Annotated in this window: 15 protein-coding genes; 7 read left to right on the top strand and 8 right to left on the bottom strand. The window is 63.4% G+C overall.

Annotation, left to right across the window (positions count from 1 at the left end; all coding sequences use genetic code 11):
• Positions 1-75 precede the first annotated feature (75 nt).
• From FHS49_RS06775 to FHS49_RS06755, 5 genes are read left to right on the top strand one after another with little or no spacing between them, the layout of a single operon-like run.
• On the top strand, positions 76-693 hold the full coding sequence (locus FHS49_RS06775; protein WP_184016644.1) for a TetR family transcriptional regulator: 618 nt from the start codon (positions 76-78) through the stop codon (positions 691-693).
• The gene (locus FHS49_RS06770) at positions 686-2,104 is read left to right on the top strand and encodes an efflux transporter outer membrane subunit (RefSeq protein WP_184016642.1); all 1,419 of its coding nucleotides are present in this window, start codon (positions 686-688) and stop codon (positions 2,102-2,104) included. Before FHS49_RS06775 ends, FHS49_RS06770 begins: the two co-directional genes overlap by 8 nt.
• Positions 2,105-2,108: 4 nt before the next feature.
• On the top strand, positions 2,109-3,185 hold the full coding sequence (locus FHS49_RS06765) for an efflux RND transporter periplasmic adaptor subunit (protein ID WP_184016640.1): 1,077 nt from the start codon (positions 2,109-2,111) through the stop codon (positions 3,183-3,185).
• The gene (locus tag FHS49_RS06760; RefSeq protein ID WP_184016638.1) at positions 3,182-6,280 is read left to right on the top strand and encodes an efflux RND transporter permease subunit; all 3,099 of its coding nucleotides are present in this window, start codon (positions 3,182-3,184) and stop codon (positions 6,278-6,280) included. The genes FHS49_RS06765 and FHS49_RS06760 overlap by 4 nt, the downstream gene beginning before the upstream one ends.
• A gap of 56 nt (positions 6,281-6,336) precedes the next feature.
• On the top strand, positions 6,337-7,248 hold the full coding sequence (locus FHS49_RS06755) for a sugar phosphate isomerase/epimerase family protein (RefSeq protein WP_184016635.1): 912 nt from the start codon (positions 6,337-6,339) through the stop codon (positions 7,246-7,248).
• A 3-nt stretch (positions 7,249-7,251) separates the two neighbouring features.
• Here FHS49_RS06755 and FHS49_RS06750 read toward each other — a convergent pair whose 3' ends face one another.
• The 4 genes from FHS49_RS06750 to FHS49_RS06735 form a co-directional block, all read right to left on the bottom strand.
• On the bottom strand, positions 7,252-8,763 hold the full coding sequence (locus tag FHS49_RS06750; protein ID WP_184016633.1) for an LVIVD repeat-containing protein: 1,512 nt from the start codon (positions 8,761-8,763) through the stop codon (positions 7,252-7,254).
• A gap of 127 nt (positions 8,764-8,890) precedes the next feature.
• On the bottom strand, positions 8,891-9,208 hold the full coding sequence (locus tag FHS49_RS06745) for a hypothetical protein (RefSeq protein WP_184016631.1): 318 nt from the start codon (positions 9,206-9,208) through the stop codon (positions 8,891-8,893).
• 85 nt (positions 9,209-9,293) lie between these two features.
• On the bottom strand, positions 9,294-10,433 hold the full coding sequence (locus FHS49_RS06740; RefSeq protein ID WP_184016629.1) for a hypothetical protein: 1,140 nt from the start codon (positions 10,431-10,433) through the stop codon (positions 9,294-9,296).
• Entirely contained in the window at positions 10,430-10,990 is a 561-nt protein-coding gene (locus FHS49_RS06735; protein ID WP_184016627.1) for a UGSC family (seleno)protein, read from the bottom strand. The genes FHS49_RS06740 and FHS49_RS06735 overlap by 4 nt, the downstream gene beginning before the upstream one ends.
• A gap of 142 nt (positions 10,991-11,132) precedes the next feature.
• Here FHS49_RS06735 and FHS49_RS06730 point away from each other — a divergent pair, with 142 nt between their 5' ends.
• A complete protein-coding gene (locus FHS49_RS06730) occupies positions 11,133-12,014 on the top strand; it encodes a LysR family transcriptional regulator (RefSeq protein ID WP_184016625.1) in 882 nt (293 codons plus the stop codon).
• Between the two features lie 23 nt (positions 12,015-12,037).
• Here FHS49_RS06730 and FHS49_RS06725 read toward each other — a convergent pair whose 3' ends face one another.
• Positions 12,038-13,450: a mannitol dehydrogenase family protein gene (locus FHS49_RS06725; RefSeq protein WP_184016623.1), complete on the bottom strand. Its 1,413-nt coding sequence runs from the start codon at positions 13,448-13,450 to the stop codon at positions 12,038-12,040.
• 268 nt (positions 13,451-13,718) lie between these two features.
• On the opposite strand from FHS49_RS06725, the gene FHS49_RS06720 reads away from it, so the two are divergent.
• Positions 13,719-14,273, top strand: coding sequence for a carboxymuconolactone decarboxylase family protein (locus tag FHS49_RS06720; protein ID WP_184016621.1), 555 nt, complete (start codon positions 13,719-13,721; stop codon positions 14,271-14,273).
• Positions 14,274-14,321: 48 nt separating this feature from the next.
• Here the strand turns inward: FHS49_RS06720 and FHS49_RS06715 are convergent, their stop codons facing one another.
• From FHS49_RS06715 to xylB, 3 genes are all read right to left on the bottom strand, one after another.
• Positions 14,322-17,723: a glycosyl hydrolase gene (locus tag FHS49_RS06715; protein ID WP_184016619.1), complete on the bottom strand. Its 3,402-nt coding sequence runs from the start codon at positions 17,721-17,723 to the stop codon at positions 14,322-14,324.
• Between the two features lie 171 nt (positions 17,724-17,894).
• Positions 17,895-19,208, bottom strand: a complete 1,314-nt coding sequence (gene xylA / locus FHS49_RS06710) for a xylose isomerase (protein WP_184016617.1) — start codon at positions 19,206-19,208, stop codon at positions 17,895-17,897.
• Positions 19,205-20,659: a xylulokinase gene (gene xylB / locus FHS49_RS06705; protein ID WP_184017380.1), complete on the bottom strand. Its 1,455-nt coding sequence runs from the start codon at positions 20,657-20,659 to the stop codon at positions 19,205-19,207. The genes xylA and xylB overlap by 4 nt, the downstream gene beginning before the upstream one ends.
• Between the last annotated feature and the right edge of the window lie 25 nt (positions 20,660-20,684).

Here is a 20,684-nt window from a genome sequence, read left to right as displayed (position 1 = left end):
TGGCGTGCGCCGCGCCGCGGCCTATGGACATGTGTTCGTCTTAAGCGTACTCGCGGGTTCGGAAAAGGAATATGCGTGCGCGTCAAAACGGAATCGAAGCGACAGGATATCCTCGATGCCGCGGCGGCTGAGTTCAGTCTGCGCGGCTTTCATGAGACGACGCTGGCGCATGTGGCTGAACGCATGAGCAGTTCCAAAGCCACGATCTACAATTATTTTCGATCGAAAGACGAGCTTCTCGGGGCGGTTCTGGCGGCAGCGGCCGTGCCCGCCACGGCGGCGCTGCTGAAAACCTGGGACGCGGCGTTGCCGCTGGCGGCGCGGCTCAACGCATTTGCCGAGGGTTATCTGAGAATGCAGACCGGTGCTGCCGCCGTGGCGCTGCAGCGGCTTCTGATCACGAAAGGCGCCAAATCCCGCGCGATATTGGGGCCGTTCGAGGATGATCCGGACACGCACGCCCTTCCCCAACTCGTCCTGCTGTTTAGGGATGAACAGGAAAAGGGCGTTTTGGTCGCCGGCGATTGCCTGGAAATGGCGCGAAATCTGTGTGCGCTCCTGCACGGCGATCTGCCCTTGCGGCTGATGTTCGGCGGGATGGATCAGGCGACCGAGGCGCAAGTTCTCGAGTCGGCTCACGCTGCCGTCAGGATGTTCATTGCCGCTTATGGGGAGGGGGCGGATCGTGCGTAAAAGCCTGACGCTTGCTGGAATTCTGCTATTGACCGGCTGTGTTTCCAATCGCCTGCCCGCGCCCGAAATCACCGTGCCGGGCCAGTTCGAGGCCCAGGTTGAGGCGTCGCAATCGAACGCCGTTTCCGCGCAGTCGATCGAGCAATGGTGGCTGTTGTTCGATGATGCGCAATTGTCGTCGCTGGTCGATCAGGCACTGTCGGACGCGCCCGATGCGCGGACGGCGCTGGCGCGCCTTCGTGAGGCGCAGGCAATCAGGCGCGGTGCGCTGACGCCTTACGATCCGCAGGGCAATCCCGGCTTTTCGGTCAGCCGGAGCGATACAAGCGTCAACGGCGCGCCGGCGGGCCAGGATCAATTGCTGGGGGCAGGGACTTCGGTTGCGCTCGGCGGCAGCTTTAACGTCAGTTGGGAAGCCGATCTGTTTGGTCGACGCAGCGCGGCGCGCGGCGCAGCGGAGGCTGACCTCGCGGCGGCGCGCTTTGTATTCGAGGCGACGCGTCTGAGCCTCGCCGCCAATGTCGCCACCCAATTGTTCGCCGCGCGCGGCCTGGCAGGGCAGATCGTAGAAGCGCAGGAGACGTTGCGGATCGCGCAGGAATTGGCGCGTATCGGGCGGCTGCGCGTTACAAGCGGTCTTGGATCGGGATCAGACGCCGCGCGGCTCGATACCCAGCTTGCTAATGCGCAATCCGATCTGGTCAATCTGCGGTCGCAATTCTCGATCGCGCGGCGCACGCTGCTGGTATTGCTCGGGCGTGGCACCGATGGGCTCGATACGCTGCCGATCGCCGCCGTCCTGCCGATGCCGCCGCGTCCGCCGGCGCTGACCCCGGCGGATGTGATGATGCGGCGCCCGGATGTGCGCGAGGCCGAGCAGCGGCTGCGCGCAGCGGCGGGCAATTTGAAGCTCGATCAGCTTGCCCTGTTTCCACGCTTGACGCTGCAGCCCGGCGCGTCGTTCACCCGCGTGCTCGATCCTGCGGCTTATGCGACGAGCGTATGGACGCTGGCTGCTGGTCTGTTTGTCCCGATCCTCGATCGCCCGCGTCTGCTCTCCCAGATCGGGGCGCAGACCGCGCGGGGCGAGCAAGCGGTGATCGCTTATGAACAGGCCGTCCAGGCGGCCTATGGCGATGCGGAAAACAGTCTGACGGCCTTGAGCGCCGATCTCGATCGACTGGACTATCTGATTTTGGCCGAGCAGCGCGCGCAATTCGCATTCTCCGCGCAACAGCAAGGCTATAAGGCCGGGATCGTGGATCTCGATACGCTGCTGCAGACCGAACAGGCCTGGCGGGCCGCGCGGATCGCGCTCGTCGCGCTCAAGACATCGACGCTCACCAACGCGGTAACCAGCTTCAAGGCGCTGGGCGGCGGATGGAATCCTGACCCAAGCAGCGGGAGCTGAAATCGTGCGCCATTATCTGATATATCTGGCCATGCCAGCCTTGCTCGCCGGGTGCTCCAAAAGTGATGAGGGGGATCAGGAGACCGCCCGCGCCGCATCCGCGCCACGCGCGGTGAGCACCGCCCCTGTCACGCTGAGATCGATGAGCAACGAACTGGCGCTTTCGGGCATATTGGTCTCGCGCGAGGAAGCCGCGGTGGCAAGCCAGCTTTCCGGTTATCCGGTCTCGCGCGTATTCGTGGATCAGGATGATCAGGTGAAAGCGGGGCAGCCGCTGGCGCAACTCGATGACACGTTGCTGCGCGCCGATATTGCGCAGCAGCAAGCCGTGTTGATGCAGCAGCGCATTGCCGCCGAAAAGGCGCGGACCGAGGCGGGGCGCGTCGCCGGATTGGAAAATAGCGGGGTCTTGTCTGCAGAGGCGATCGCCGAGCGTCGTCTGGCAGCGCGCACCGCCGACGCCACCGTGGCGCAGGCGCAGGCGGCGCTGCGATCCTTGCTGGTCAAGCAGGGGCTCATGACCATCCGTGCGCCGGTGGCAGGCCGCATATTGTCACGCGCGGTGCGTCCGGGCGATATTGCCGCACCGGGAACCATCATGTTCCGCATCGAACGCGACAATCTGGTCGAGGTCGATGCCGAGGTGCCCGAACAGTCGATCAACCTGGTCAGGGCGGGTCAACAGGCAAAAGTCATCCTGCCTTCCGGGGCGGAGATGAGCGGCACGGTGCGGCTGGTGAGCGCGGAGATCGATGCGCAGACCAAACTCGGGCGCGCGCGCGTTTTGATGGCGCCCAATCGGGATCTGCGTCCCGGCGGATTTGCCACTGTGCGGCTTTCGGTGTCGCTGCGTGATGCGTTGGCCGTGCCTGAATCGGCGGTGCGCAATGACGCATCGGGGAGCAGCGTGATGGCGCTCGACAAAGCCAATCGCATCCGCGTTACACCCGTGAAGACCGGCGCGCGCGCCGGCGGATGGGTGGTGCTGGCGAGCGGCCCGCCTGCGGGCACGCGTGTTCTGACCGGAGGTCAGGGATTCGTGCTGGATGGTGACACGGTCAAGCCGCAGGTGGCGCGATGACCATTCGGGTCTCTGCCTGGGCGATCCGGACGCCGACGCCGGTCGTGCTCCTTGTGATCGCGCTGACGCTGGCCGGCCTGATTTCCTATATCAATCTGCCGGTCAAGCAGCTCCCCAATGTTGAATTTCCGATCGTGGTCGTGTCGGTCACGCAAAGCGGCGCTGCGCCGTCCGAAGTGGAATCGCAGATCACGCGTCCGGTCGAAGATGCGCTCGCGGGGATTGCCGGATTGCGGCATGTGTCGTCCACGGTCTCCCTCGGATCATCGAACACGACGGCCGAATTCGAACTCGGCAGCGATATGCAGAAGGCCACGGACGATGTCCGTACCGCCGTGGAGCAGGCGCGGGTTCTCCTGCCGCAGGGGATCGACCCGCCCTCGACGCGCCGCGTGGATATCGCCAGTCTTCCGATCATCACTTATGCGGTCGCGGCACCAAAGATGTCGCCCGCCGAATTGTCGTGGTTCGTGGACAATACGATCGCCCGCACGCTCCAGGCTCAATCCGGCGTGTCGCAGGTGGCGCGGGTGGGCGGCGTCAGCCGCGAGATCAACATCACGCTCGATCCGGAGCGACTTGCGGCCTTCGGGGTCACGGCGGCGCAGGTGAATGCGGCGCTGTTCGCCACGAATCTCAATGAAACCGGCGGCCGCGCCAATCTTACCGGCGCGGAACAGACCGTGCGTGTTCTGGGCGAAGCCAGGGATGTCGCGGCGATCGGCGCGACCACGATCCCACTGGCCTCGGGTGCCTATATCCGGCTGAACGATATTGCGTTGGTGGATGACGGGGCAGGGGAACAGCGCGCTTTCGCCCGGCTTGATGGCCGGCCGGTGGTCGCCTTCCAGGTTAGCAAGACCAAGGAAGCGAGCGATGTCAGCACCGAAGACAAGGTGAAGGCTGCGATCGCCGGGCTTGAAAAGGCGAACCCGGGCGTTTCCTTCACTCAGGTGGTATCCACGGTGGACAACACCCGCCGCAGTTTCACCGCCACGATGCACGTATTGATCGAGGGCATGGTGCTCGCCGCTCTGGTCGTGTTCCTGTTCCTGCGAAGCTGGCGCGCCACCGTGATCGCGGCGCTCGCCATGCCGCTGTCGCTTATCCCCACCTTTGCGGTGATGGCCATCTGGGGGTTCAGCCTCAACAGCATCAGTCTGCTCGGCCTGACGCTTGTGATCGGCATTTTGGTCGACGATGCGATCGTTGAGATCGAAAATATCGAAAAGCGGATCGAAGCGGGTGCCACGCCGTATCGTGCGGCCTTGCTCGGTGCCGACGCCATCGGCCTTGCGGTTATCGCGACCACCGCCACCATCGTCGCTGTGTTCGCGCCGGTATCCTTCATGGGGGGGCAGGTCGGGCAATTCTTTCGCGAGTTCGGATTGACCGTCTCCGTTGCGGTCGTCTTCTCGCTGCTGATCGCACGGTTTTTCACCCCGGTGCTTGCCGCCTATTTCCTCAAGCCCAAGGCGGCCCAACCGCATCGTCCATTGCCGGCATTTTACGCCAAGGCGCTCGAATGGAATTTCGTCCATCCCTGGCTCGCGCTGGCGAGCGGTACGATTTTGCTGATCGGCTCCCTCGCGCTGGCCTCCACGCTGCCCACCGGCTTCAATCCCGTCCCTGATACGGGCATTGCCTATCTCTCGATCGAGGGACCGCAGGGTGCCACGCTCGCGCTGATGGAAGAGGCCGTTGAAGGGGTGAGCCACGCGATCCAGGAGATGCCGGACGTGGAGCGCGTCTTTGCCCAGGTCGGCGGTGAAGGGTCACTGAATTCAGGGCATATGACGGTGGTGCTCAAACGGCATCGCACGATGAAGACCGATGCGTTTCAGCGCTCGCTCACGGGCATCTTGCGCGATGTCCCCGATGTGCGCATCGCCACGGAAAGCGGTTTTGGCCAGGCGGGATTGGAAGTGGTTCTCACCGGCGACGACAGCGTGGTGCTTGAACGGGCGCAGATGGAATTGCTGCGCCAGATGCGCTCGCTGCCGGAGATACTGGAGCCCCGGCCCGCGCCGCCGCCAGCCGCGCCGGAATTGGTGATCCGGCCCAAGACTGATGAAGCCGCACGGCTGCAGGTGTCGTCGCGAACAATCGCGCAAGCGGTCCGCGTCGCCACGATCGGCGACATCGATGCCAATGTTTCCAAATTTTCGACGCAGGAGCGGCGGATACCGATCCGCGTTCGCCTGTCGCAGCCTGATCGCCAGAGCCTGGACGTCATTTCCAATCTGCGCCTGCCCACCCTGGCCGGCAAGACCACCACGCTGGGGAGCGTCGCCGATCTGTCGCTTGACGAAGGGCCGGGGCAGATCATCCGCTACGATCGCGCGCGCCGCGTTTCGGTCAAGGCGGATCTGAACGACGTCACGCTCGGCCAGGCGCTGGAGAAGATCAATGCGCTCCCGATCATGCGCAATCTGCCGCCCGGCGTGAAATTGGCGCAGACCGGCGACACCGAAGCCATGACCGATCTTTTCGGCAGTATCGTGATCGCCATGCTCGCGGGGATCGGCTTGATCTATGCGGTGCTGGTTTTGCTGTTCCACAGTTTTTTCAAGCCCGTGACGATCATCTCCGCATTGCCGCTCACGTTGATCGGCGCGTTCGTTGCGCTCAAGATCGCCGGACTGGCCATCACACTGCCGGTGCTGATCGGCATGTTGATGCTGCTGGGGCTGGCGGCCAAAAATTCGATCCTGCTGGTGGAATTCGCGATCGAGGATGAAGATGCGGGGCAATCCCAGCGCGAGGCGATCCTCAATGCCTGTCGCGAGCGCGCGCGCCCGATCATCATGACCTCAGTGGCGATGGCGGCCGGCATGGTGCCTACGGCGCTGGGTCTGGGCGAGGGGGCGAGTTTCAGGCAGCCGATGGCGGTCGCCGTGATCGGCGGATTGATCAGCTCGACCATCCTCGCGCTGCTTCTCGTGCCCGTGGTCTACGAACTGGTCGAGCGGATCGAGTGGCGGCTTCGTCCTCATTTCGGGCGGTTCATTACGCCCAAGACGCCCGGCGATGATGATCCGATTGACGAGCCGGCCCGGCCGGTGAAAATGCAGCCGAGGAATGCGCCGCAATAAAAAAGCCGGCGGCTTGGCGATCAGGGTGGCGTCATCGGCGCTGGAAAGAGGATGATATGCGCGACCTATCCCGCAGGCTGGCGATCACGGGCGGGCTGGCCGCGCTGATCGGCGGTGCGCCGTCGCTGCGCGCCGCGAAGCCGTTTTTTGCGCAGGGTACCATGCCCCTGGGCCTTAATCTCTACGTTCTCGCGGCGATGTTCCGCCAGGATCCGGGCCAGACGCTACGCGCCGTGGCGGATATCGGCTATCGCGAGGTGGAAGCCACGTTGGAAACGCATTCCGCCGAAACGCTCCGGCCGCTGCTGGCGAATGCGGGGCTTCGCTGCGCCAGCCTCAATATCTTGCCCCGTCCGCTGCGCGGCGGCGTGAGCCTGTTGACCGACAGCCATATCATCGCCGCCGGCGCGCGTCTGATGCAGGCCGCGTATGTCACGCTCACGCTTTTCCCGTTTCCGGAAGGCGGCACCGCCCGGATCGCCGAGGGCCTGAGCGTCGATGGCTGGCACCGCACCGCGGATCAGCTCAACGCCAAGGGCCGCGAGTTCAAGCGCCATGGATTGCGCTTCGCCTATCACAATCACAATGTGGAGCTTGCGCCGCGCGGAGAGACCAACGGGCTTGCGATCCTTCTGGAAAATACCGATCCGGCATTGGTGCATTTTCATATGGATGCGGGCTGGGTGGTCGCCGCCGGGCATGATCCCGTCACCTTCCTCAAGGCCTATCCCGGCCGCTTTCGCCTAATGCACGTCAAGGATATCCGCGCGAGCCACCAGGTGAATACTGCGCTCAAGGCGGACACGACCGAGATTGGGTCTGGCATCATAGACTGGCGGCGCGTGCTCGATGCCGCGCGGCGGGCGGGCGTGCGCCATTTCGCGGTTGAGCAGGAGCCGCCCTATGCCGGGGCGCCAATCGATTCCGCCCGCAAGAGCTTCATGTATCTTTCAAACCTCAGCCGGTGATACTCAGCGTTTCCGGCGTTTGCGCACCGCTTTGACCGCTGGCAATCCCAGGGCAGTGCGCAATTCGGGTTTCAGCGCGAGAACGTAAAAACCGCTCTGGCCGCAGCTCAGCCAGATATGGCCGGTCTTCGCCACATAGCGGACATGGCCGCCACAGGCATCGCCCGGCTTGAAATAGGCCACCTCGGTCGGCTTGGCGGGATCCTTGAGATCGGCGATCCGCAGCCCGGCCCATAGGAAGTTGAACAGGCCCAGCCGCGTATCGGTCGCGCTATCCACATCGTTATAATGCAGTGTCGCCGCGCCCAGATCGGGGACCATTCCCCCGGTGGCTTTTTCGGTCGGCCCCATCGACGTGCAATTTTCGCTGTAATTCATGGCAAGCCGGAATTCGCCCGCGATGAACGGCTTTTTCTCGTCGGCGATATTGCTGATCCGGGGCCAGGTGCCTGGGCACGCCGTCAGTTCGGATCCGGCGACGAGATAAGGCACGCCGTTGATGTTCGCCGGCATCACGGAATGCCAGCCGCCATGCGGCACCGTGCCGATCAGGCGAAGTTTCGGATCGGCGCGGCCGTCGACGATATCGCTATTGTCGAAAATATAGATGCCGCCGCCCTCGGTGCCCAGTTGATCGCGGCTTGGCGGCATCAGGGGCTTGCCCACATTCAGATCGCCGCCTGTCGATGCGATCACGCCCGCATAGATGCGCCGCTCATCGGCGCTGAAGGAAATCTCGTGCGAGGCGAATTCGAAGCTCGTCCCGTCCGGCCGGGTCGCCGTGAATTTTCCGATGAAGCGCGGATGCTTCATATCGGAAATATCCATCACCTGAAGGCCTCCTTTGCCCGTGAAGGGTGAAATCACGGTGCCATAGACGCGGCGTCCATTGGGCGAGATGCGCACGCTATGCGCATTTTGCGGCCATTTCACTTCGGCCGTCAGCTTAGGATTGGCGCAATCCGAGGCATCGTAAATATCGAGCCAGGCCGGTTTGTCATTGGGCTGCGCGCCGCCTTGGCCATTGCCATAGGCACCCGCGGCGAGCACTTTGCGGCCTGGCGCCGAGATGGCGTGCATCGTTTCGAGCGCGGCGATGGAGCCTTGGTCGCGCAGCAATTTCACGGTCTTGGGATGTGCGGGATCGCTGACGTCGATCACCGCGACGCCGGTGAGCAGAGGATCGCCCTTGGCAGTGCCCAGAAGCGGAAACGGGCCGCCGGTGCTCGAGACATAGGCGCAATGATCGACCCAGCTCAATTGCACGTTGGAATCACGGCCGCGGATGCCATCGTGACCTATGACGTGCACGCCTTTGGAATAAGGCTGGGCCAGAATACTGCCCGGCTTGTCCTGCGGTAGGGATTGACCCTGCAGCCCGGTTTCCAGACGGTCCTCCTGCGTCGTTTGCGCGACCGCAGCGCTTGTGGAGATGGCCAGCAGCAGCGCCGCCGCCGTCCTGGGTGCGCGCGATTTCAGGCCTGCGTTCACGATGCGTGCGGATATGGAGATCATTCGCATTCCTGATTCCTATGATTCACGACGAATACTCTGCGTCAGACGAGTGCTTCAGGGCACGGCACCGACGCATGGGCTGTAAGAATCCGGCGGCCATCCTCGATGACGAACCGCCGGCCAATCGTTACTTCTTGGGGAGCTTGTTCAGCTCCGTCTGGATATCCGTCAGCGCCTTGTCGGTGAAAGTGTCGGGGGCATATTGCTGGAGCATCTTGAGCGTCATGGAACGTGCCATGGCCACCTGATCATTGCCGCTGAAGCCCGGAAGATATTTGTCGAGCACGGCCTTTGCGGCGGGATCGTCGATCAGCGTGCCGACATCGGTTTCCTCGACGCTGTAGCCGCCCGCCACAGCCGCAACGGCAGCCGGCGCAGCCTGCGCCAATGCCAGAGAGGGGAGTGTGGAGATGGCGATGGTCGCCGCCAGGATAAGAATGCGCATGGATGTGCCTTTCAGTTGGATTCTCTCGGACTGTATTCATTGCCTGCGGTTGGCGCAGTGCGGATCAGTTTTGCGGATCGGCCGATCAGATGGCCGCGGCCACGGGTTTGGTTTGGGACAGAGCACTGCCGAAGCTGTGTAGCCCCAATGCGTGGAGACCGCCAAGCCCGCCGCATACGAACAGGATCATGTCCTTCGGCTCGGGCGTGCAATAGATGCGCCCGTCGCTGCGCACACGGCCCTGCGCCTCGAGCTGGCCGAGATGATGCTTTTCGAGCCAGTCGGCGGGAACACTGGAGAATTTCCACACCGCTTCCTGAACATCTTCGATGCGGGGCAGTTCTGCCGCGATGATCTCTGCGCAGATCGGGTTCAGCCCGATCATCATCTCACTATATTCCATCGACGGCGAAAAGCAGTTAGCACCAGGATAGGCGACCGATTTGCCGATCATCTCGAGAAACGCCATCGCGCCCTGCGATGTCGTGTCGAGGATGTTCATCGTGCCCATCGTGCCGAACGATGTGATGGCATTGCCGGCGATGCCGGCGCGGCGCTCGGCGAGCGGCGCCCAGGGTGATTTCTCCTCCCATTCGCCGATCAACAGGCCGGCGAGGCGACCTGGCGAACCGAAAGTGGTCTGCGTGGTGACCCCGGCAACCTGGCCGGCGACATTGCGCATGATCAGCCGGATCGCGCGGCCGATCGCCACCGCCTGGGTCGCGACCCCGCCGGTGCAGCCATAGCTATAGGGGATGTTGAGCGCGTCGCGGATCGGGCCATTGACCACAAATGCGGGATAGACTGATGCGGTCGTTGCATTGACGCCATACAGTTCGAAATCGGGCTCGGTGATCGACTGGATCGCTGCGATGATCAGTTCCAGCGATTCCGGTGCCGCGCCGGCCATGACCGCATTGATGACGATCTTTTCGACGGTGCATTCGGACTGATCGGGCATGTGCGCGATCAATTCATCGGGATAGCGGTCATTTTCCGAAAGGAACGCCCGCACGCGCGCGTCGGTTGGTGGAATGAGCGGCAGTCCGTCGCCCCAGCCCAGTTCCAACGAGGCCTGAGTGAAGGCTTCGATGCTGTCTTCCGTTTCGACACGCTTGCTGGTGAGCCAATCGATCTCGCAGCCTGACGGGCCGCAATCACGGCTGACGAGCGGCTTGGGCACGGGATTGCGGCGGCTGGAGGGCTTGATCGTGTGAATCGTCATGCCGCTTTCTCCTGCGCGGTCAGGCTGGCGCCCATCGCCGCCAGCGCGCCTTCGAAATAGGCTTCGCCGATCGCTTCCACCTCGTCGCGTTTCAATTCATTGAGCGGGTAGGGCAGGACATGCACCCGCAGCCCCGAACGGCCGCCGCGCGCGGCGAGTTCATGCGCGAAATCCTCGAAATTCTTGGTGGCGATCGCGGTGGTCGGCACGCCGGCATTGGCGGACGCAATTGCATCGCGAATGGTCCAGCCGGTGCAGGAGCCGCAATTGGCGAGGCCGACGACCGATACGTCGATCGTCTTCAGGAAATCCTGATATTCCGCGTTCATCCGCTCGCCCTCGTCACCCGAACGGCCCGCCGAGCGCCAGAACACCACTTCGGCACCAGCCTCGCGAAACTTGGCGGCCCAGACTTCGCTGATCCAATCCCACGAACGCCAGATCTGGTCGAGCCGGAAGCCGACGCGCTTGCCCACAAGCGAACCTGCATCGGGGCCGGCGCTGGCGTTATCGTCAGCGCGTCGCGCGGTTGGATCGAGAACCTTGATCAATGCCATCGCTTCCACTCCTGTCTTATGCCGGCGCGCGTTTATCGCGAAAACCGTTCATGCTTGTCATGGATGAAATTGACAGAGCAAGGGGGCTGCGTCAAATTCATAGAATTGCCTATTTTAATGAGGTTCGCGCATCATGATTGAAATGCGAAGTCTGCGATATCTGCTCGCTTTGTCCGAACGCCTGCATTTTGCGCGGGCTGCCGAGGATCTGGGCATCTCGCAATCTGCGCTGAGCCGGTCGTTGCAAGCGCTTGAAAAGCAGCTCGGCATGAGGCTTTTCGATCGCGATCGTGCGGGCGTCAGCGTGACGCCACAGGGACGACGGGTCATCGAACGCGCGAGTCACCTGATTGCGGAGGTCAGCGATCTCGAGCGCCATTTCGTCCTGAGCGCCAAGGGGGAGGCCGGTCATATCTGCTTCGGCATGGGCCCGATGCCCAGCCGCGCGCTGCTTTCAGGTGTGCTGTCGGAGCGGCTGAAAACCGCGCCGGAGGTGACGAACGAAGTCGTGGTGCGCGATGTGGAGGCGCTCTGGTCGCTGCTTTTGGCCAATGAGATAGAGTTTTTCGTCAGCCAGGATGGACTGCTGCCGGATGCGTCTCAGGCACGGGTTGAGTTGCTCGGGAATTTCCCGCTGAGCCTGATCGTGCGCGAGGATCATCCGCTGCTGCGCGGCCCGTGCGAAGGCCAGACATTTCCGATCGTGCGTTCGAGCTGGGCCGGGCTTCCGCTTCCGCCTGAAATCGAGCGTTATGCCCGTGGGCCGTCGCACGTTATCGAAGATTACGGCTCTCTTGCGGCGATCACCAAGTCGACCGACGCGATCTGGTTCTCATCGCGCTATGCGGTCACTGACGAACTGTGGGCGGGAAGCCTGCGGGAATTGCCGCGCGCCAGCGATACCGTGCAACGCGAAATCCGCATGGTTGTCTATTCGCTGGCGAGAAGGTCGCAGTCGCCGCTGGCGCGTGCGCTGAAACAGGCGCTGCGGCAAAGGGTGACCGCACTGACGTCGTTCGCCTAGTCTTTGCAGTCACCCGGCGACGATCAGACTGCCAGCATCATCAGGTGCGCGGTCAGCGCCTGCTGGTCCTGCGGTGAGGCTGTCCAACTGGCGGCGAATACGCCGTCTGTTCCAAAAAGTGCGGCGACGATGCCTTCAAGGCCATGGCGCGCCCACAAACCCGCAAGCTCGCCCGCCATGGGATCATCCACCGGGCGGGCGTCGCCGCGGATATGCAGCAACCAGGCCGCCAGCGCCGTGAATGTCGCGGAGCAATCGCGTCCGCAATTCCGGTTGATGACCAGCGGCTGTAGCCAGCGCTGGGGAATCTTCTGCGATCCGTCCATCGCGATCTGGATCAGGCGATGGGGCAATGCACTGTTGGAGAAGCGGGCGAACAGGGCGTCGGCATAGGCATTGGTGTCCATGTCCGCCAATGGATCAAGCGTCGCGGCCGCTTCCTGGCGCATCAGCGTTTCGATCAGCGGGCGGATGGTGGAATCGGCGACCGCTTGATGCACATAGTCATGACCGGCGCGCAGCCCCAGATAGGCGATGGCGGAATGCGCGCCATTCAGCATCCTGAGCTTTGCGATCTCGTAAGGCCGCACGTCAGCAACGATCTGGGCGCCTACATTTTCCCAAAGCGGGCGCGGGCCGGCGAATTTATCCTCGATCACCCATTGGCGAAAGGCTTCGGTCAGGACCAGCGCCTCATCGCGCAGCCCGATCTCTGCGGTCAGCGTATCGCGGTCTCCTGGCGTGGTGGCCGGCACGATGCGATCGACCATGGTGGACGGACAGGTGCAGTGCATCCGAAACCATGATGCGGATTCGGGATCTGCGCGATCCAGAAAATCGCCAAGCAGACCAGCCAGGATTTCGCCGTTTTCCGCCAGATTGTCGCAGGTAAGCAAGGTCAGGCCGGGCAGGCCGTTGGCACGGCGCTGGACAAAGGCCTTGGCCAGAAAGCCATAGATGGTGCGCGGTGCGCCTGCGCCGGACAGATCATGCGCCACATCCGCCGCCGCGATATCCAGCCCGCCATCGGCGCGGCGCCAATATCCTTTCTCTGTGATGGTGAAGCTGACGATATGCGTATCGGCAGACCCCAATGCGTCGATCACCGCCTGAGGCGTTTCGGGCGCGACCAAAACCGCGGTCACCGCGCCGATCAGGCGGAGCGCACTGCCCGCCGAACTGCGCTCGACGATCGTATAGAGGCCGTCCTGCGGCATCATCTGGTCCCGGATCGAGCCCGAGCGGAGCGACACCCCGGTAATCGCCCAGTCGCGCTCGCCCGCAGCCATAGCGTCGTCGGTATAGGCCGCCTGGTGCGCGCGGTGAAACGCCCCGATCCCGAAATGGACGATGCCCACGCGCTGCGCTGCGCGGTCATAGCCGGGCAGGGCGACATGCGGCGACAGCGCGGACAGGTTCGCCTCTGAAAGTCTCATGATCAGTTTGTATCCCAAGCTTGAATGGAGGCGGCGCACGCCTTTCGACAGGCACCCTATGAAGCATGGGCAAGAGCGTGTTGCCCGGCGCGCTTTTTGCCAGGCGCCCTATCCATGAATTTATAATGCCACGAAAGCCTGCCGGATTTCTGGCGGACGTGTCAACTTGGAAAGCGGGCGCTATCAAGAGCGTCGGGATGCGGATACGCGTTTGAAATAGGACGCGACGGGTGCCGGATTGAAAACAGGTAGCGACGGAGATTTATCGGTGCGCATCAAGGGGATTTACAAGGCTTCGGATTATCCTGTCGGGGCGGATGGGCTGCCGCCTGCGGATGGCGTGGCATTGTTCGCGCATCTCTTTCCGGGGGTGGAGAATGCCGCGATTGACGATAGTCATGCCGGAACGGCCATCCTCGCGCACAATCCGAAGCTGGCGCTGCATTTCGCCCAGCTAAGCCGCTTCATGGCGCTGGATCTCGGCTGGAGCGCGCGGGCGGATTTGCGGGAACTGGCCTTCGCCGCGCTCAATCTGAAGCTGAAATCCGCTTATTCGTTCGAATCCCGGCTGGCGGCGGCCAAGGCGTGCGGGATCGGTCCGGAATTGCTGGCGGCGCTGCCCTATTGGGAAAAGACCACGCTGTTCGATGATGAGCAGCGGCTGGTGGTGGAATATACCAACGCCGTGGTCTCGGGCGATGTGCCCGCGGCATTGTTCGCCCGCGTGGTCGCGCAATATGGAGACAAGGGCGCGGTGGAATTCACAGCGATCATCGGCTTTTGGTCGTGCTGGGCGATGATCCTGAACGCCATCCGTCCCTAGCCCGATCCTCTTCCAAGGCTCACTTTCCGGATCGCCGAGGGGATATCCTCATTCCGCACTTCCCGGCCCCAGCAGGCGCACCGGACCGATCAGGCCGGAGGGACTGAGCTGCGCGTCCGGCCTGTAGGATGGGAGCGAGGTGTAGGTGATCTTCGCCGCGCCCGGTTGGGCATCGCCGATCAGGCGATTGACCCACAGGTTCGCGACGCGGATATCGATCCGGTTGCGGCCGGGCCTGACGGCGGTGCCGATGTCGAGGCGGTAGGGCGCGTGCCATGTTGCGCCGACATCATTGCCATTGACCGACACCTCCGCCAGCTCGTGCACTGTGCCGAGATCGATCCAGAGCGGCTGTCCCGCCTTCCAGCCGGCCGGCGTGTTGAAAGTGTTGGTATAAGTGGTGATGCCGGAGAAATATTTGATCCCCGGATCGCTGCTTTCGTTCAGCGGGGAGAGGCTGGCCATGGTGGCCGTGGCAGGCGCGCCGCGTCCCGGCTGAAATCGCAACGTCCACGCGCCCTCGATCCGGCCGCGCTCGACGGGCGCGAACTTCCTGATATCCAGCGCATCGGCCTGGGCGGGTGAGCGGAACACCACATGGAGCGACTCCTCGGGCGCCAGGGTGAGCGGCACGATGGTCTCGCCATCTTCGATCCGATAGCTCACCCGTTCCGAGGTTCCGGTTTCCGCGCGCCACAGCGCGGGCGCTTTGCCGGTAACGCGGAAATGCGCCTCCACTGTTTCGGCGCGATCCTTGCGGTTGACGAGGAAATAGCTGTCGCCATCGGCCAGCTTGCGATGGACAAAGGGAATTTCGCTGTCGCTCTGCCCGCCGGTAAAGCGGAAGTCCGGTGCGCTTCCGATGGTGCGCAACGCCGCTTCCACATCTGTGGAGGCGATGACGCGGCCCTTGCCAACAGCGGTTTCTGCCTGGCCGGACCACAGCCGCCTGACGAGCGCGGCATAAAGCGCTGGATCGTCGGCAAGGCTGGGATTGCTCTCGGGCGCCATGCCGACCACGGTCGCGCCGCCTTCGGCCAGCGCAGCGATGCGCTTGAGTGTCGTCAGCGTCATCATGTGGGATGATCCGCCGAGATACAGCAGCCGGTAGCGCGCGCCGCCGGGCGCAACCAGCTCTGTCCCGTCATTCTTCAGCGCCGCGGTCAATACGTCTGCATTGACGAAATCATAGGCGCTGGTGCGCGGCGCATCGCCGACGACCTTATCGCCATACAGGGCGGTGAGCGGTGCTTCCTCGCCATAGAAATAGGCGACGTCGGCGACGTTGCGGCCCTGCTGGAGCATCAGGCTGTTGCGCGCAAGATAGTCCACCCAGGGCTTTGCCATCTCGCCCCAGGTCTCATGCCGATTGAAATATTGGCCGAAGATGAAAAGCGACACGCCCGGCACCTTGTCATCCACCGGCTGGTGGACGCTGGTGTGGATCACCGGGCGGTTGACCCCGGTGACGAACTCGAGATCGATCACCGGCTTGAGGCTGGACGGCGCATGTCGCCAATAGCTGAGCGAGGAGGTCAGCGATTCCGCCGCGACCAGATTTTGCCCATAGATGTGTGCGACCGACGCCGCACCCTTGATATCGGCCAGATAGGTGAGCTTTGGCCCGTCCTTTTTGGCGTAGGTCCACATCGCCGCCATCGGCACGTCGGCATGGCGGCGCATGGCCATATCGTCGCCCAGCGAGGGGCGATGATCCTCCAGCGCTTCGCCATAGACCTTGAGGCCGCTTTCATGGGCTACGGTCGCTACGGTGCCATAATGCTCCGAGGCCATCAGATCGGCCAGCGTGCGGCGATAATCGTAGAGGAAGCGGTCGCTTTCCGCGCGTGATCCGATCACCACGCCGGTCAGCGCGGGCATCCAAGGCGTGGCATCATAGCCGCGCAGCCGCTTGAATTGGTCGATCATGCGCGGCGTCCAATTGGCCGCGCCCACCTCGATGCTGTCGGTCAGGATCGCCTGCACGCCCTTGGCACCCACCATGTCCTGGCCTGCCGCATCGCGGTACATGCCGAGATAATGATCGAGATAGCGGCGCACGGCGCTGCCGTCGAACTTGTCCACCTCGAGGCCGGTCGCTTCCGGCGGGGCAGGGTGGTTCTCGGTGCCGAGCAGCGAATAGCCCAGCCGCAGCACGCGCCAGCGGCCCTTGGGCACCACCCAGTCCAGCGTACCGTCCGGCCGCACCTTCGCGGTCAGGTCGATCACCTTGGACGGGGCCACGCCCGCTGCTTCCGGCACGTCCGTGCTGAGGGCATAATAATCCTGCTCGATATGATTGCCCGCCTTGGCTTCATAGCGGTCGATGCGCACCTCGGGGGACAGACGGAGATCGCCGATCTTCAACGCTGAGGATCCGGCCGCCCCCATGCCCTTGGCCATCGCCGCGGTGTCTATGCCGACGGAGGAATCGAAAAAGGATGCCAATGGCCCCGGTCCGGCCGGGGCAAACAGCACACGGAAATGTTGCGCAGTGACGGGTGCAAAGCTGATCGTGGTTGGCACCATGGTCGCAGGCATGTCCGCAATGGCGCGCCACGCCTTGCCATCATCGCTCGCCTCGAGACGGGGGTTAACATTGGCACCGAAAAACAGCATCGCCGCGCCGGGCATGAACAGGCTGGCCGAGCGCATCGTCTGCGGCTTGCCATAATCAAGCGTGACTGCAGCGGGATGTTCACTCGTGCCCTTGTTGATCTCCACGGCGCTCGACAGATCGCCATCGGTGAGCAGTCCCATGTCCAGCGCATGGCCATCCTGCGACATTGCTCTGGCTTGCGGTGGCGCAGACGTGGTGTCGATCGGATAGGCCAGAACGGCGACATCGGCATAATGGCCAGGTACCGGTTTGGGCGTGCCACCGTCGCTCATCATGCCGGCGATCCCCGCCGCCTTGGCGATGGACTGGAATGGGCCGGTGACGGCCGGCGGCGCGGCGAGTTTTCCGCCAAAGCGTTTCCCGCCCATCACCTCGGTTTCGCTCCATACCAGTTTTTTCAGGCCGTCCTCTGCAGGCACCCATGGGCCGCCGGTTTCCGACCAGCCGGGAGAAGCCGCGATGGCGAGTTCAAGTCCCTGCCGGTCCGCCTCCGTAGCGGCGAAGCGAAAGGCGTCCTTCCACTCCGGCGTCATATAGACGAGCCGCTTGTCGACCACTGTCGGCGTAGTGAGATTGGCGTCGAAATTCTGCAGGCCGGCGATGCCCACGCGCTTCATCCACGCCATGTCCTTGGCGATGCCATCCTTGGTGATATTGCCGTTCATCCAGTGCCACCAGACGCGCGGGCGGGCGCTGGCAGGGGGATCGCGAAACTGATCCTCAAGTGTGGGAGCCGGTGCGGAGGCCTTTGGCGCGTCTTCGGCAAGCACGGGAACGGCGACAAGCGCGGTTCCCGCGATGAGCATGGCGCGCAAAATCTGTCCAACCATTCCTATCTCCCAATCTGGCATCATTATAATTATGAATTGAAACGCCGCCCCGGCCCGGCGCGCGCGCCGAATTGACTTACGCCAGGCTCCGGCGCTTTCGAAAGCGCCGGCATTCTAACCCTTCCTGAATTGCATCATGTATCCGCTTCCGGCGCAAGCGCCGGTCACGGATCAGAAGCGATTGATCAGATTTTCCAGCATTTCCTGCCGGCCGGAGCGCGCTTTCGGCGTGAACGCTTTGGCAATGGCGTAATCGGCTGCGGATTCCAGCGTCGCCGCCGGGCCGGCGACGGACTGCCCCACGGGGCCATTCCATCCCGCATAGCGGTCCGCGACGAACGCATCCAGGCGTCCGTCCTCGATGATCGCCGCCGCCCGCAGCAAGCCGCGCGCCACCACATCGATCGCGCCGACATGACCGTGAAACAGATCGATCGGCTCCATGCTCTGGCGGCGGACCTTGGCGTCGAAATTGAAACCGCCCGTCGTAAAGCCGCCGGCGCGCAGGATCTCGATCATGGCCAGCGTCAATTCCTCGACCGAATTGGGGAATTGATCGGTATCCCAGCCATTTTGCGGATCACCGCGATTGGCATCGATCGATCCGAACACGCCAAGCGCGCGCGACATCGCGATCTCATGCTCGAACGTATGGCCCGATAGCGTGGCGTGGTTGGCCTCGATATTGACGCGCACCTCGTCTTCCAGGCCATAACGCTTCAGGAAACCATAGACGGTGGCCGTATCGAAATCATATTGATGCTTGGTCGGCTCATGCGGCTTGGGTTCGATCAGGATCGCGCCGGTGAAGCCGATCTTATGCTTGTGTTCGACCACCATGGACAGAAACCGACCGAAATGATCGAGTTCCTGGCCAAGATCGGTGTTGAGGATCGTGTCATAGCCTTCGCGCCCGCCCCACAATACATAATTGGCACCGCCCAGCCGGTGCGTGGCCTCGATCGCGTCGCGCACCTGCATCGCGGCCCAGGCGAACACTTCGGGATCGGGGCTGGTGGCGGCACCCGCGGCGTAGCGCGGATGGCTGAACAGATTGGCGGTTCCCCACAGGAGCTTGCGGCCATGGGCGGACTGCAGGCGTTCGAGATCGTCTACGGCCTCCGCAAACAGACGCCGGTGGTCCGCCACGTCATTGGCCTCGGCCATCACGTCGATATCGTGGAAGGTATAGAAGGGCACATCGAGCTTTTCGAACAGGCTGAACGCCGCCGCCCGCTTGGCCGCCGCCGCCGCACTGTCATTCGCGCCCGCGTGCCAGGGGCGGTTGAATGTTCCGCCGCCAAAGACGTCGCTGCCGGGCCAGCAGAAGCTGTGCCAAAAGCATATGGCGAAGCGCAGATGATCCTCCATCCGCTTGCCGAGCACCATCCGGTTCTTGTCATAATAGCGATAGGCCAGTTCGTCCGTGGCGTCCGTGCCCTGAAACTGGATGGTGGGAATGTCTGCAAAAAAGTCGGCGCTCATGTGATGTTGTCCTTGTTGATGATCCGTCCGTAAGCATCGCGGAAACGCTGTTGCTTGCCGGCGAGGCGATCGGTGATGTCGGCTTCGGGTTCGATGACGTGCGATATCGGCGGCGGCACGCAGAGCGCCGCGGCGTCGGTGCCGAGAAAGGCGGCGCGCGCGAGCTGCGCCGCACCCAGCGCCGGGCCGACCTCGCCGCCGTCGAGATAGACCAGCGGCACGGCGAGCGTGGAGGCGATGATCCGCCCCCAATAAGCAGACCGCGCGCCGCCTCCGATCACCGAGAGCTTTTCGATGCGCGTGCCCGCCGCCTGCAACGCCGTCATCCCGTCCACAAGCGCGAAGGCGACGCCCTCGATCACGGCCTGGGCGATGCGCCCGGCGTCGGTTTCATTGTCGAGCTGGAGAAACGCACCCCGCACATGCGGATCATTGTGCGGCGTGCGCTCTCCCGAGAGATAAGGAAGGAAGAGTTCGGGGCCGGCACCAATGCCGCTCGCTTCCGCCCGCGTGAATATCTCGGCTGGATCGGCCGCCCCCGTGATTCGGCACGCCCAGTCGATGCAGGATGCGGCGCTCAGATGCACCGACATCTGATGCCACATCCCCGGCAGGCAATGGCAGAAGGCGTGAACCGCGCCGGCCGGATTGGGCCGGAACTGATCGGTCGCGGCGAAGATCACGCCGGAAGTGCCCAGCGACAACAAGGCGTCACCATCGCGCACGACCCCGACGCCGGCAGCGCCTGCCGCATTGTCACCGCCGCCGGCAACGACCGCGACTTCGCCCATGCCCCAAAGCTGCGCAATTTCTCGTCGCAATTGTCCCGTGATCTGAGTGCCTTCGAACAGCGCCGGCATGTGATCCGCATCAAGCCCGCACGCGTTCAGTATCGCGTCGCTCCAGCGCCGGGCTGCGACATCGAGCCAGAGCGTCCCGGCGCTGTCCGACATGTCCGACGCGAAGTCGCCAGTCATGCGCAGACGGACATAATCCTTGGGCAACAGCACATGGCGGACCCGATCGAATATCTCCGGCTCATGCTCGCGGACCCACAGCAGCTTCGGCGCGGTGAAGCCGGGCATGGCGAGGTTTCCCGTGATGCCGTGCAGGGCGGGGACGGCGCGCTCCAGCGCCTCGCATTCGGCAAAGCTGCGGCCGTCATTCCACAGGATCGCCGGACGCAGGGGCGTGTCATCCTCGCCCAGCAACGTCGCCCCGTGCATCTGCCCTGCAAGGCCGATGGACCGGACGGACGCGCGCACATCGGCATCGATCGCCTGGACGGCCGTGCAGGTGGCGCTCCACCAATCCTCGGGATTCTGTTCGGACCAGAGCTGCGTGGGCCGCGAAACGGACAGCGGCGCGGTACCCTGTCCGACGACCACGCCGTCATCGTCCAGGACGATCGCCTTCACGCTGGAGGTGCCGATGTCGATGCCGAGAAACATGGTCAGCCGCGCATCGAAGTCAGTC

Source organism: Sphingobium boeckii, from assembly GCF_014199215.1.
GTDB classification, from domain to species: domain Bacteria; phylum Pseudomonadota; class Alphaproteobacteria; order Sphingomonadales; family Sphingomonadaceae; genus Sphingobium_A; species Sphingobium_A boeckii.
This window is presented reverse-complemented; position numbering and strand designations above follow the sequence as displayed.

What these genes read in the sequence shown, in the direction of transcription:
- FHS49_RS06760 (WP_184016638.1), top strand. Translation starts at nt 3,182, where the DNA reads ATGACCATTCGGGTCTCTGCCTGGGCGATCCGGACGCCGACGCCGGTC.
- FHS49_RS06755 (WP_184016635.1), top strand. Translation starts at nt 6,337, where the DNA reads ATGCGCGACCTATCCCGCAGGCTGGCGATCACGGGCGGGCTGGCCGCG.
- FHS49_RS06750 (WP_184016633.1), bottom strand. Translation starts at nt 8,763, where the DNA reads ATGATCTCCATATCCGCACGCATCGTGAACGCAGGCCTGAAATCGCGC.
- FHS49_RS06745 (WP_184016631.1), bottom strand. Translation starts at nt 9,208, where the DNA reads ATGCGCATTCTTATCCTGGCGGCGACCATCGCCATCTCCACACTCCCC.
- FHS49_RS06740 (WP_184016629.1), bottom strand. Translation starts at nt 10,433, where the DNA reads ATGACGATTCACACGATCAAGCCCTCCAGCCGCCGCAATCCCGTGCCC.
- FHS49_RS06735 (WP_184016627.1), bottom strand. Translation starts at nt 10,990, where the DNA reads ATGGCATTGATCAAGGTTCTCGATCCAACCGCGCGACGCGCTGACGAT.
- FHS49_RS06730 (WP_184016625.1), top strand. Translation starts at nt 11,133, where the DNA reads ATGCGAAGTCTGCGATATCTGCTCGCTTTGTCCGAACGCCTGCATTTT.
- FHS49_RS06725 (WP_184016623.1), bottom strand. Translation starts at nt 13,450, where the DNA reads ATGAGACTTTCAGAGGCGAACCTGTCCGCGCTGTCGCCGCATGTCGCC.
- FHS49_RS06715 (WP_184016619.1), bottom strand. Translation starts at nt 17,723, where the DNA reads ATGGTTGGACAGATTTTGCGCGCCATGCTCATCGCGGGAACCGCGCTT.
- xylA (WP_184016617.1), bottom strand. Translation starts at nt 19,208, where the DNA reads ATGAGCGCCGACTTTTTTGCAGACATTCCCACCATCCAGTTTCAGGGC.
- xylB (WP_184017380.1), bottom strand. Translation starts at nt 20,659, where the DNA reads ATGTTTCTCGGCATCGACATCGGCACCTCCAGCGTGAAGGCGATCGTC.